Genomic DNA, 13,131 nt, shown 5'->3' with positions numbered 1-13,131 from the left:
ATAAGCTGTAGTCCTTCCTATTGCTTGCACGTTAGTTGTATTAGCTAATCTAATGCAAACTTTACTCGTTTGAAAATGCGTTAAAATGATTCGTAACTTGTTTCGGGGCAAAGATTACTTAGAGTAAATGAACTAAATTGATGTGTAGAAAGAAACCAACATGGTGCAGAATTTTTATCATGGTACTGATTTGACTTATTTGGTGTTAGGATAATGGAATGAAAAAGACCACGCCAACTCCACACGATGCGCTCTTCAAGCAGTTTCTCACTCACCCTGAAACCGCTAAGGACTTATTGGATATTCACCTGCCTGCTGAGCTGCGTGAAATCTGTGATTTGACGACCCTAAAGCTCGAATCAGGCAGCTTTATAGAAGAAAACTTACGGCCTTACTATTCGGATGTCCTTTATTCTCTTAAAACGTCTCAGGGGGAAGGGTACGTCTATGCGTTAATCGAGCACCAAAGTCGGCCAGATAAACACATGGCGTTCAGACTGATGCGTTACGCTATTGCTGCCATGCAACAGCATATTGAAGCGGGTCATGGGCACTTACCCTTAGTGATACCTTTGCAGTTTTACCATGGCCAAGTCTCGCCGTATCCTTATGAAATGAATTGGTTAAAAGGGTTTGCGAATCCTGTTGTGGCTAAGGCACTCTATACTCAAGATTTTCCGTTGGTCGATGTCACGGTCATCTCCGATGATGAGATAATGCAGCATCGCCGTATCGCGTTACTTGAACTTGTACAAAAGCACGCTAGGCATCGCGATATCATGGATTTCCTTGAGCCTCTGGTCACATTGCTCTTAACCGATTACACTACAGATAAGCAAGTACAGTCATTGATGAGCTACCTACTCCAAGTGGGTGAAACGAGTAACCTAGAAGCGTTAATTACGTCACTGGTCTCATCAGTACCGAAACACGAGGAAACACTTATGACTATTGCAGAACAATTGCGCCAACAAGGCGAACAACGTGGTCGCCAAGAAGGGCGCCAAGAAGGGCGCCAAGAAGGTATACAATTAGGTGAGGAAAAAGGTCGTCAAGATGCACTCAAGGAGATGGCGCGTAAGATGCTGCTTAATGGTCTAGATCAACAAACCATTATGGATGTCACGGGATTGAATACAGACGAACTCGCACAACTTTCTCATTAGCTGCTCAAGCATAAAGGGTTGTGTGGCAAAGTGGTGGTGTTGATAAAATCTGCCTGGAGATAAAGCTACATCGTCTATGGCTAACCGTTGGCTTCTAACTGGCATAGCCAGAGCTATAATTTTTGTTTGTAGTTTTGACATTTACTATCATTTCACCTATCTGAGCGTTGTAGTATTTCAAACTCGTTTTACCGCTCGTTAGCGCCTTTTCCGCTTCATTTATTGCTCCACTCTCTTCCCAAAGCATTACCTTCTTTCGAGGTGAGTTTCAGTGAGGGACAACCTTTCTTTTTTAGAGGCTCATGGCACAACAAAACTGACTTCCGCACTCATGGTTTCGGGTGTATCGACATGAACAGCCAAGTGCAGCTTTTGCCATGCTCTGCGTTTCTTTGCATCAAGCTTTTTCACTTTCCACTCTCCCTGACCAAAAAGATGGAGGCTAATTGAGTTAATGGCTAGACGGCGAATAGCCCTTTAGATTTATTGTGATATTTGACTTGAACCGCGTTCGAACGCTTACCCTTGAAGATTGAGTACGGACGGTTCTTTTTCTAACGCCAATCAATCTATAAAGTACGTATTAAACTTAAATATTGGGCGTTCTCCCTTCGGTCGGCTCATTCCGTCGCTTCACTCCTCTCGCGATAACTTATGGCACTGTTATCGAGCAAGCTCGATGTGACATTAAGTTACTGCGAACAATCACCCAACGCCTCCGCTACTGCGTAGCTGCGCTTCGTCGTGCCTCCTTATTGCCTTTCACTGGCTTCAATTAAGTTCGAGTAAGGGCTTGTTTTCTTATGTGCCGATTTTCCTTTCGACTCGCATCACTGGATGGCGCTCGCAGACTGTTCACCATCCTCAATCAGAACCTTCTCTGCAAGGGTAAATAAACGCTTCGCGCCCCTGCAGAGAAGAACCCTGTTTGAGGTCTGGACAGCCAAGCGGCTCCATAAAAGTGATACTCAAACAAAAAGGAAACTCCTCATGGCACAACAAAACTCAACCCCAACTCTCTCTAAATCGAATTTCAGCGACCAGCGTTTCGCCGCTGGGCACGAAAGCTCACCAAAAAATGATATCTCTTTATTGCGTATTCCTCAGCGTACAGAGGAAGAAGAGCACGGATTTTCTCTTACGCCGTGTAGCGACATTACCTTAGCTGAACTCAAAATCGCGGGATTTACTTCGCGTGATTCTAAGTTCTACCCATCCACTCTGGCTGAGGTTGAGAAGAGTATCTTACACCACTTTAAAATAGGGGACTTAACTGACAATTTTATTGTGAAGGATGTATCAACCCCTTCGAGAGCCCTCTTTTCGTTCCATCGTTGCCCGTTTTAATTACTGGGATATTTTTGTATTAACGTCAGGAGTAAGTCATGAAATATCTCTCTCACTATATTCAAGCCAAACAAACGCAAGCATTTAATGAAGCTGGGGCATTTTTTGCCTTTTCCACTAAACAGTTCGATGAAGCAAAAAAAGAGGGCGTGAAATATGCGTCGTTAGGTATGGGCTTAATTTGCCCTGTTGATAAGGCGAAGCAATTAATGAACCGTTTAGATTCTATTGCTCAAGAAGGGATCGTCGAAGACATCGAAGAGAATGGTAAAAAATCGATCATTCGCCGTGAGCTATTCAATCACGAGTGTTTCTATACCAATGACATTTGTGATTGTGTCGAAAAGCTCGAAGAGTATGGCATTTCTTACGATGAAGTGTATGAGGTGTTTAATCACATTCGTAAAACGGAAGACGTTTATTAAACGCTAAAAGTAAAGCGCCTTGATATTTGCTGTATCAAATATCAAGGCAAATTCAATTTAAATACAGGGGTAAATAAAATGAACATTAAAAATGTTACATCAGGTAACGAAGAAACAAAAGAAAAAAATTATGTTTGTACGGCTGTGCAGTTTGATCTTGGCAAAGTTGTTTGTACACAAGGCATTGCTGAACTGCTAAATAACAATATTGGTGTGAATTTACCGATTTACTTACATCGTCACCAAAATGGTGATTGGGGAAATATCTGTGTTGAAGATAAAATTACCAATGACGAAGCCACCAAGACAGGCGAGCGGGTTTTATCAAGTTACACCATTTGTAATGAACAAGTCTGGATAATTACCGAGCGTGATCGTAGTTGCACTACGATTTTACTCCCTAATGAATATTGATGACGTCAATTCACGCGATATAATGGAGTTCCTTTAGACTCCATTTTTTAGCTTATGAAAAAACTAATCTTATTTTTGTCGGTCTTTCCAAGTGTCGGGTATTCGTTTTGTTTTGATGAAGCAGGACAACACTATAATGTTGATCCAGATTTGCTGCGATCGATAGCACAAGTTGAAAGCAGTCTTGATCCTAATGCTTATAACGAAAACAAAAATAAAAAAGGTCAAGTAACCAGTCGTGATTTTGGACTCATGCAAATTAACTCTAGTTGGTTTCCTCGACTGGCTGAATTTCATGTCAATGAAACCAATGTCTACGAACCTTGTTTTAATGTTTCATTAGGTGCGTGGGTATTAAGCTCTAACTTTGCCAGCCATGGCTATAACTGGAATAGCGTAGGCGCTTATAATGCAGGATTTCTTAAACGTACCGAAAGCGCCAGAAAAATATACATCAAAAAAGTTCAGAAAGTCTATTACCAGTCGCCATTAAAATAACCTTTCTTGCACCATAACGGTGCGGTGCTAGTTGTGTCACGATCTTCTTTTTCCGTTTTACATTCCTTCCCTGATGGTCTCAATCACCCTAGATTCAATCGCCAACGGTTCGGCTTTTGAGCTCGACGTTCCTAAAACACACCCCAAAAAACAAACTAGATGCAGATTCATTGGAGGTCATTGTTACCGCTTTAGAATCATCCACACCCTACGGCGCATTGAAATCAATGCAAATGGTTGTCTGTGAAAAACATAAAGATAATAAAAACAAAAAGTTAAAGATATAATAGTCGCTTAAAGTAACGTGGAAAAATTTTCAGAAATTACACTAATTAGCCGATTAAATTTCAATGGATAAATATATTTTTTCAATGATTATTAATTGATCCCTTATAGGTAAAGCGATGAGAGCGTTTTCAAGGTCCTTTAATTGGAAATCATTGAATGTTGATTGAGCCCTTTATTGACAATGCTTGAAGGGTCTTTTATAAAATTAATTGATTGAAGTTTCATTTGAATAACAATGCTTTTAATTGGGATTGAGGAGGGCAATATGACACGTTCTTATCCGCTACAAAGTTCTTTACGTGGAAAGTTAGCGCAAGATTTTAAGACGTTTAGGGATAAGGAAGCATTAAGTGATGCAGAGGCCACACGCCAACTTTTGATGTTGGCACTGCGCATCAAACTCAATGACAGTGAGGATGATAGTCCATCGAACCGTGCGTTGATGGAAGAGATTTATCGTGTCGTTCGTGGCTCATCTGCGATCACTGATGTGGTTCATGGACAAACCTTTGATGGTGAAAAATTATTCCGACAACAAAAAGAATCCAAACCCTTTAGGCAACAGGTGAAATCTGATATCGATAATAAAGTCGATGAGTTTCTGGCAGGCAAAAAAAAAGGGTAGTCCATTGGACACCCCTTTTTCTACCGCTCTAACTCTCTATCTAGTTTATTATCTTGGTCATTGTTGTTGTCACGCTCCTGATTAAAATCAAACGTTTTTTGAGGGGAGGGTTCTTTGCTGTCGAAGTGTTCAAGCTCTTTATCTTTGATTTCTTTTGTGTGTTGATTAATATCAGTGTCCGGCTCGTTGGTTAATGAATCATGGTCTTGAGTGGGTGTGTCGAATTCCTCTTTTTGTTGATGCGTTTGTTGATGGTATTGTTCAATACCCTGTTTAATTTCCTCAAGCATATCGTCAGGTGAAACAAACTGAATATTTCTCCCTGAAAAGTTGGCCATGATTTTTTCAACGTTGTTGGGATTTAAATCAGTATTTCCTTGACTCAGTACAATCACAATGTTCTGTCTGAGTTCATCGGTGGAGATATTCTGAATGTCATTCTTATGATTGACATTGATAATGTCGTATTGGCCTTGATGCGCTTGATTAATAATAAAAGCATTCTCGATTGAGGTACTGATGATGGTGGTGTGCAAATCACTGCCTTGATGGAATCGCGTTATTTGTTTGGATTTCGTGCCTAATATCCGTGGGTTGATGTCGAGTGCCGGATCTTTATTTCCTTGCCCGTCTAAATAAGTCACTTCAATCGCTTTTGTTTCTCCTTTTTTATCGTGAATGTTAGTTATCATTGCCGAGTGAAATGTCTGGTCCTCCGAGGAGTACACTGCTTGATGAAAATGAACATGGTCACTCTTAGGGTGTTCAATACCTAATTTATTGAGGTAAGTTTCGGCTAATGTGCCTGTGAGTGGCTGACTGGTTTGTATATATTCTTTCGCTCTCTCTTCAAATTGTGCCATGTGTTTTGGCGTAGTAGTCAGTAATTGTTCATGTTTAGGGTTGGCGGTGAGTTGGTATTTATTAGGATCATTAAGGATGTTGTGGGCTTCTTTCATTGCCTCCTTATAATTTATTTCCTTATGACTCATCATCAAATTGATTAATGAGCCTTTTTCACCGGTGGTATAGTCTTTAAAATACCCTCGATATTCCCCCGTGAATGACACTTTTAGAGCCGATTTACCGATACCAAAGGTTAAATAGTCACGGTCTGATTTAGATGGGTTCGGTTGTCCCAATAGGTTGATGGCTAAGCTTTCGGTGTATTTAGGGAGCGCTTGGTTGATGTGTTCTTTAAATTGGTTGTAGTCAAAATCTCCGTTTCTATTTTGATAACGTACGTCTTCATGAGGCAGAGCTTTGTCATTAAAGTAAGGGGTACTGTGTGGTGCAATGTTTTCGATGGTTTCAATGGCACTGTGTTTATTGACCTCTTTTGATAACCAGCTCTTCATCATCTGTTTTGGGTTATCGGTAAAAAGTTTGACATGAGTGCTCGCTCGGCTCAAATCGATGTAAGCGCGTCTTAAGTTCGTCAGTGCGCCTTTGCCTTTGAGAGTGGTAATGACGTACTGATACGTCGCTCCTTGCGCCATGTCCGCAGTTCTGGTGTAAGCGTAATCCCAATGCCCATCTTTGAGTTGGTTTGGATTGAGGTTTAACGTTTGCCCTTCTTTCGAAAGCGCGGTGATTTCTTCCTTGGTGGCACGGCTGATGGTGTATTCCACATTGGCTTTAATGCCTCGCGCTTTGTCGGTAAAGCGGGTCATGATTTTATCACCGGTTGAAAGCGGCTTTTCTGATTGAGCGAAGAGTGACGTGTATTTGTGGTCTTTGTTACGTGGCAAAAACGGTTTTGTCTTACCTGTATTCACGTCTTGAAGTGTCACTACTCCGTGCTCCGAATCAATGTGGGTAATGATGTCGTACTCTCCTTGCTTGGTGCTTAAAATGAGCCCTTTCTGATAAGGCATCATGGTGGCTAACTCTTCTTTGCTCTCACCTGTAGAGCGCAATCGGGTGGTGATGATGTTCTCTTGGCCTATCTCTTGTGTTTTCATCAGTCCGACACGAATGTGCTCAGTGATGTGGTCACGCTCATTATTCGTGTAAGCAATGATAAGCGTGTTTTCTCGCGTTTCGGGCGTACGGGCAAGGTAGTCCTGTGCTACAGCGTAAGGCAGCTTTTCGGTGGCAATAAGCTGTGCTTTGCTTTGGTCTTTCGCACTCTCATCGAGGGTGGAGATAATATGTTGCGTGCTACCGAGTGTATCAGGGCTTTGCTGAGAGAGTTTATCGAGGGCGCTGTGTGGCTGCTTATCCACAATGTTGTGTACGGCACCAAGCAGTATTTCATTCTTCTGACGAATGATGTCGGTCATAAAAGCCGTATCGATGAGTCCTTGTCTCATGCTCAATTCAAACGGTTTACCGGCATTAAGAGAAAGCAGCTGCTCTTTATCCCCAAGTAAGGTGGCTTTGGAGCCGCTTTGTAATACAAGGTCGGTGAGCTCTTTGGCTTGTTGGTTGCTGACCATGGAGCTTTCATCGAGGAAGAACAGCGTGTTTTTGTAGTCCTCTGGTAAGGTGATGCCACGTCTTAGGTCGGTCAGTAAGCTTTCCAGCGTTTGCGCTTGTATCCCTTTGCTTTCCAGTTCGCTGACGGCGGCGTGCGTTGGTGCAATACCTATGATTTGTGAAGGTGAGTGTTTACTGGCTTGGCTAGCGTGTTGAATCAATTCAATGTTGGATTCGAGTAGGGTGGATTTACCGGTGCCCGCTAAACCTTGCACGGCCACAAAACTGTCTTTGGTCGTTGAGATAAGGGTGATGCCGTCCTTTTGCCCTTGGGTAAGGCGAGGCTGTGCATCGAGATAATCTCTGACTTGTCTGTGGGTGGCAAACGGCTTGTGTTGATTTTTCCCTTGCTCAATGTTCCGCAAGATGTGCTTTTCGGTATCGAGCGCCGCTTGGGTGGTCCAGCGTGTGCCGTCGCTGTATTCGGCAGAGAGGGTGTCACTGCGCTTGGCGAGCTCTGTTTCAATTTGATCTTTGATTATCGGTTGATTGGCCTCTTCAAAAGCGTAACGGATCGCTTCGACGACTAACTCTTTTTGTGTAAACGCCGCTTCTTTTTCAGAAAGATGACTCAGGGCAAAGTTCAACGCTTTCTCTTGCAGTGGTGAATTTTGCTCTTTGTTTAAGAGAGTGAGGGCTTGCTGGATGTCGCTTTTGACGGTGATGGCGGTGGTGTCAGTCAGGTAGCGGTCGTTGACGCTTTGAGTGTGCATCACTCGCTCGATGGCAGAAAGCTTCACTTCGCTTTTCTCAAGCGCGGCCTGGGCTTTATCGGGGTTGTCGGTAAACACATCGATGCGCGCGCTTTTCTCGGTCAGATCATGGAAGAGCGCTTTGGATAGCGTAAAGGCTTTGCCTGAAATGAGAGTGTGCGGCCTTGGTTCGATATGACTGGTGGAATGCACATAGTCGTATTTTAGTGGTGCGTCTTTCAGCGCTGCAACGGATAAGGTTTTTGATTCGCCTTGCGTGTCGGTTAACGTTAGGGCTTCTTTAGAGATATCCGTGACCACGTAATGTTCATTGGCGTTCAACCCGGATGGAAAGTGCTTACCGGTGGTTATGAGGCGTTCACCTTGGTTGACTTGTAACGATTCAGGTTTAAAGAGCTGCATGTTGAGGGCTTTGAATCCGGCGGAAGCGGGATCGAGGGTGTATTCTTGGCCATCGGTTTTGCTGAGGACATGGACTCGATTGTTTGCCTTATCCGATGTTGAAACCACTAATTCTTGAGGTTTTCCCTCTTCCCAATGGCGAAGGGTCATGCCCGGCTTGTAGTGTTGCGCTAACTCCTGTTGGGGTTTAGACAAATAATGAGGCTGCTGAGTAAACAAGGTGATGCCACTGCGGGCAAGTTGACCCTCGTTCTGCAGAGAGGTCCGGATCGCGTCCGTCAATCTTCGTTGTTCAACGTGAGAAGTCGCCAGCACTTGTGTGTCTTCTTTGTTTGATAAGTAGGTATAAGCTCTGGCGAGGGTGCGCGTATCGCTGTTGTGCAAGGCAACCTTACTGTCTATCTGTTTGCTGTCTACCCAAGAGTGCGAGACGACGTTGCCTTTGCGGTAAAGCTCGATGGCGTTATAGGCTTTAAAACCTTGGCGACTGGACGTGTTGTTCAGCAAGATGACTTTGCTCCCCGAGCCCTTAGCTTTTGTATTTAAAGCCATCAACTCATTGGCGCTCATTTTGTGGGCGCTGTCGACGAGAAGGATGTCTTTGTTGGTCATAGGGACGTCTGAGTGCAATAAACTATGGACAGAGTGACGCTGCTCTTCTTGAAATCGGTGTTTTACCCAGGCTGCGATCGTATGACTTTCACGTTGGATGGTTTGGCTATGACGGTGTTTGTCTTTGGCGTTTTGTGACACTAAGTGGACACGTTTACCGACATGGTTGCCGACGTTCAATAGGTTTTGCGCGATTTGCTCACTGTTACCAAACACATTGACCACATGAAACTGTTTGGTGGACTGGTAAATGTCCGCCACCTTTTGGCGGTTGCCTTGAGTGAGGTTCAGTTTATCTAACGTAGCGTCATTGACGGGAGTACGCATATGGTGCGTACGCCCTTTGCTGGCCGCCATTAACACTTGTTCGGTTTTCAGCATGGTTTGAGTGGTGTATTGACCTTTCATGGAAAGGGGGATAAGCGCCCCGTCTTTCACCCATTGGTCTGCGACCACTTTAAGGTCAATTGCATTGGCTTGTACGCCGCCTTTGGTAAACTCGGCCGTGGCTAATTCTATAATCTTTTCCAGTTTTAATGCCGTGTTGTATTGCCCTAAGTGTTCAACGGCGCGACTAAACGCGTCTTTAGCGATTTGTTCAGGGTGATGCTCTTGTTGAGCTATGCCGAGGGCGTTTTTAACCAAGTCTTCGGGCTGATAGCCTTTATTGCACACCGTTTGTTGCCAGCGAGCATTGAGCGTTGCCTCACTTTCGTAGGTTTTGGCTTTGCGAGTATCGAGTGCGGCTACATCTTTTGCCGCTTGCGTCCCCCCAAAAACTAAGGCTTGTTGGTCGAGCTGTTGTTTGCGAGTAGAAAACGTATCAAGGAGGATTTGAGGGAGGCCTTTGGCTTCAAATTGGCCGTTACCCACGCCTTGCATTTGATAACCCATTTGTTCGCTCTCTTTGGCAAGCTGACTCTGGTAAAGAGCGGTGTAGTACTTTTGGAAGTTGTAAATGCGCTCGCCTGTCCCATTGATGACGCCGCCTTTTTGTTTGAGAGAAGAGGCGAGTGTACGCAGTTGCCCTTCTTTGTCGCGTGTCATGTTTGCCGTCAAAGCGTGGGAATGGAGTTGTGGGTCGTTTTCACGACTGGTTTTATGGCGCACGACCGCAAAGGCCATGGATTCGGTATTGATGAACTCACGAGCGCCTTCGTCATTGATGTGCGTGGCTTGTGCTACGTCTTTTTCTAATTGCGATAGCGCGAATTTGACCGCCGTGTTATGCGCATCGACTAAACGTGTGTCACCCCCGACGAGAGCAAGTACACTGACCGATTTTGGCGCAGAAAAGGTTAGGTCAAACCCCGATTTATGATCGTCGCGTTTGCCTTTGATGGTTTCATGGCCTAGGTGTCCAGATAAAACGGACTCTAACGTTTTTTGGTCAACCGGTTTACCGAGTAGGCCTGCTTCTTCGGCTAACTGACCATGCCAAAAGGTGTTTTCATTGGGACTGTTTTCTTTAAGGTAGTAGTTGTCGTTGCTGTCTTTTTCGAGAGAAATGTCAGGGGTCTCTTGGGTGTTTTCTTCGTTTAAGTAATACTTGGCGGCGCCAGAGGCGGATTTAAGAGGGCTAATGGACATCATAAGGTGTTTTCCTTTTGTTGGGGCGCAGCAAAGCCGCCACGTCAGCGCAATGCCGGTGATTTGGGTGTGGTACGAATGGGGTAGCGGACGGCGTTGATGTGAATGAAAGGGTGGTAAAGGCTTTTTACAGGGGAGGGCAAGATTGTGTTCGGTCTCTAAATGTTCCTTGATGTTTCATTTCGTGTGGTTAATCGTACATCTCGCCCGTTTCTGCTTGTGTCATGGACGCCTCTTCGGTCTCTTGTTGTAGTTCATTTTGTGTGTTTTCAGCGAGCTGTTGGTTTTGGGCTGCGTTATTGGTCGGGTTTTCCTTTTTCGGTGCTTTGGTAAGGGTTTGTTTTTGATGGGTTCTGGTTTGCTGCTGCTCTTCTTCGTCTTCATAGGTACTTTGTTGAATGGCAAGTAATCGGTTTCTTTGGGTTTCATCGAGCTCATGCAACGCAATTAACTCATGAAAAATCAAGGCTTGGTCGATACTCTCCATTGCTTTCCCGCCTGGTAGGCTGCGTTTGATGAAGGAGGGTTGGAGATTGCTCATGCGGTCGTACTTCAGTTGCAGCTTAGTGATGAGCATAGAGTTAGGGGTGCGTAAGTAACACTCTAAATCATCCAAACCTTGGATTTCGGCAGGAGAAACCACAGGACGCGTTTTGTTTTGATGGCCGAGTGAGACACCGTCACGCAATGCGTTCGCCCCGTAAGAGATATTTTCTCGTGAGATATCGATTTCTTGCTCACCAAGATCATCCGAGGAAATGGTGGCCATCGCTTTTGAAGGGGCGCGGAAGAAAAAACGCGTGTTGAGCAAATCAAAAATGACTCTCGCCGCGTTGCGCCCGTAAGTGGTTTCTAATTGAGCGTAAGATTGCAAACCCAGTAAATAACACCCTCCAAATTTACGCACTTCAGAAATAATGTGCGTGAGTTCAGGCAGTTTATGTAATGTAGGCATTTCATCGATGACCACCCAAATTCGGCGGTCGTCATCGGGCTCCATCCCTAGAATGGCGTTGGAGGCAATCGCGAGCCACATAGAGATCAGTGGTCTGAGTGCGGTGTGTTGTCTTGCATTGCTCGATAGGAATAAAAACCCTTGCTGGGATTCATCTTGCACCCAATCTGTGATCGAAAATGGCGCATGTTTACGGTGACCTTGGGCGTCTTTTTCATCCAAACCATGTAAGTAACGCAAAGACTTAATGTAAGTCGCCAGGACCGATTTGATGGATATCGCCGTCTTCTCGATACTTTTCGAGACTAGGGAGCTGGCTTCGGTGCCTTTTAAGTGTTCACCTAACGTTGAAAGCTCAGATGTTAAGATAATGTGCAGCAAATTTTCAATGGTACATTCGTGTTTGTCATCGAGCATCATTTGATAGGTGGTTGCTGCGAAAATGGTTCGTGCGGAATCCACCCAAAACGGATCGCCTTCGCCGTGTTGTGGAATAAGCGCGGCCGCGAGCGATTCAAAGTCAGGGGCTTCTTTGGCATCACTCCAAATATCCCAGGCAGCGCAACGCTCATCGAAGGGATTTAAAATCACGTCTTTATGCGGGTCATAGAATTTACTGACAAAATCGCAGCCTTTATCGTAGATGATGGCTTTATCGCCTCGCGCCCGTATCCAGCGCAATAGCTTGCGAATCGCAACGGATTTACCTGCGCCTGTGGTACCGTCAATCATTAAGTGCTTGACCTCAAACCTATCAACAAAAAGCTTGTGACCATCGAGCGCAAAAGGAGAGAGTTTTTTCTTCTTTTTTAGTTCTGCGGTGACGGCTTTAGGCTCAGCCAATTGAAAGCCGCGAATGTGGTTATCTTCGCTTTGCTCTTGCCCTTTTCTCTTAAACCAGTGGTTGATAATCACAAACAGCACGGTGGAAGTGACCACAGAGACTACTAGGCCAACGAACAGGGCTTGCAGTAATTCTTGGTAGCACTGTGACAATATGGGGTTTTGCAGTTGTTGGCCAAGGGTGCTGCTGTAGCGTTGCTCTTCCCATTCGATCACCACGTTGCGCTTTAGGCTAAAACCTAATTTGTTGAACAGCCAAAAGATACTGTAGTAGTAGGCACCCGTTAATGTGTTGGCCGAGGTGAGGAGGTAAGTGGTGAGAAGGCCGAGCAAGGCCGCGAAGATATTGAGGTACTTGATTGTGGTCACGTTCACTTGCCACCACATTCGAATGTTGTGAAAAGTGATTTGACCACCACGAGTCGTAGACATAGAAAAACTCCTTGTGAAGGAAAACAAAAAAGCGCCCACACTGAGCGAGGCGCTTTTGTTCGGTTTGATGAAATCTGAAATAGGGCTACAAGCTGCAAAAGAGGTGTATTACGACTGCCAAGGCTAAGATACGACAGAATAGCTTGGTGATCACAATTAAGATTGAGCCGTTTCAAAAACGTTTTTGGACATAAATGTGTTTCAGGAATTCTAACATTAGCGATTAATGAATAACTTTTTATAAGGCAAATTTGCCAATTAGTACTTCTTCGTACAGTGCGCACTTTGTCTGATTATGTTTAATGATGCATATCTTATAAAATCAGTTCAACCTCTTGTA

The 13,131-nt window shown here is 44.5% G+C and carries 8 protein-coding genes and 1 pseudogene; 6 read left to right on the top strand and 3 right to left on the bottom strand.

Going from position 1 to position 13,131, the window contains the following annotated elements:
- Nucleotides 1–218: 218 nt before the first annotated feature.
- Nucleotides 219–1,166 (top strand): Rpn family recombination-promoting nuclease/putative transposase, encoded by a 948-nt coding sequence (locus AB6D58_RS06535; protein WP_229647742.1) that lies wholly within the window; start codon nt 219–221, stop codon nt 1,164–1,166.
- A gap of 90 nt (nt 1,167–1,256) precedes the next feature.
- Here the strand turns inward: AB6D58_RS06535 and AB6D58_RS06530 are convergent.
- Nucleotides 1,257–1,687 (bottom strand): annotated as a pseudogene (locus tag AB6D58_RS06530) (IS5/IS1182 family transposase); the annotation flags it as partial.
- Between the two features lie 469 nt (nt 1,688–2,156).
- On the opposite strand from AB6D58_RS06530, the gene AB6D58_RS06525 reads away from it, so the two are divergent.
- The 5 genes from AB6D58_RS06525 to AB6D58_RS06505 all read left to right on the top strand — a co-directional run bounded on the left by AB6D58_RS06525 (nt 2,157) and on the right by AB6D58_RS06505 (nt 4,763).
- Complete coding sequence (locus AB6D58_RS06525) at nt 2,157–2,513, top strand: hypothetical protein (protein ID WP_017060516.1); 357 nt, start codon at nt 2,157–2,159, stop codon at nt 2,511–2,513.
- A 38-nt stretch (nt 2,514–2,551) separates the two neighbouring features.
- On the top strand, nt 2,552–2,938 hold the full coding sequence (locus tag AB6D58_RS06520) for a hypothetical protein (protein WP_102429047.1): 387 nt from the start codon (nt 2,552–2,554) through the stop codon (nt 2,936–2,938).
- Nucleotides 2,939–3,016: 78 nt separating this feature from the next.
- The gene (locus tag AB6D58_RS06515) at nt 3,017–3,352 is read left to right on the top strand and encodes a type I restriction endonuclease subunit M (RefSeq protein ID WP_102488478.1); all 336 of its coding nucleotides are present in this window, start codon (nt 3,017–3,019) and stop codon (nt 3,350–3,352) included.
- A gap of 54 nt (nt 3,353–3,406) precedes the next feature.
- Nucleotides 3,407–3,850, top strand: a complete 444-nt coding sequence (locus tag AB6D58_RS06510) for a lytic transglycosylase domain-containing protein (protein WP_016800257.1) — start codon at nt 3,407–3,409, stop codon at nt 3,848–3,850.
- Between the two features lie 553 nt (nt 3,851–4,403).
- Entirely contained in the window at nt 4,404–4,763 is a 360-nt protein-coding gene (locus AB6D58_RS06505; protein ID WP_016800258.1) for a hypothetical protein, read from the top strand.
- Nucleotides 4,764–4,783: 20 nt separating this feature from the next.
- Here the strand turns inward: AB6D58_RS06505 and traI are convergent, their stop codons facing one another.
- Nucleotides 4,784–10,564 (bottom strand): conjugative transfer relaxase/helicase TraI, encoded by a 5,781-nt coding sequence (gene traI, locus AB6D58_RS06500; protein ID WP_372156787.1) that lies wholly within the window; start codon nt 10,562–10,564, stop codon nt 4,784–4,786.
- A gap of 187 nt (nt 10,565–10,751) precedes the next feature.
- The gene (gene traD / locus AB6D58_RS06495) at nt 10,752–12,791 is read right to left on the bottom strand and encodes a type IV conjugative transfer system coupling protein TraD (RefSeq protein ID WP_017102203.1); all 2,040 of its coding nucleotides are present in this window, start codon (nt 12,789–12,791) and stop codon (nt 10,752–10,754) included.
- Between the last annotated feature and the right edge of the window lie 340 nt (nt 12,792–13,131).

Origin of the sequence: Vibrio sp. 10N.239.312.D08, from assembly GCF_041466145.1 — a bacterium.
Taxonomy (GTDB): domain Bacteria; phylum Pseudomonadota; class Gammaproteobacteria; order Enterobacterales; family Vibrionaceae; genus Vibrio; species Vibrio crassostreae_C.
Note: the sequence above shows the minus strand (reverse complement) of the source record. Positions and strands in the feature narration are given on the sequence as shown.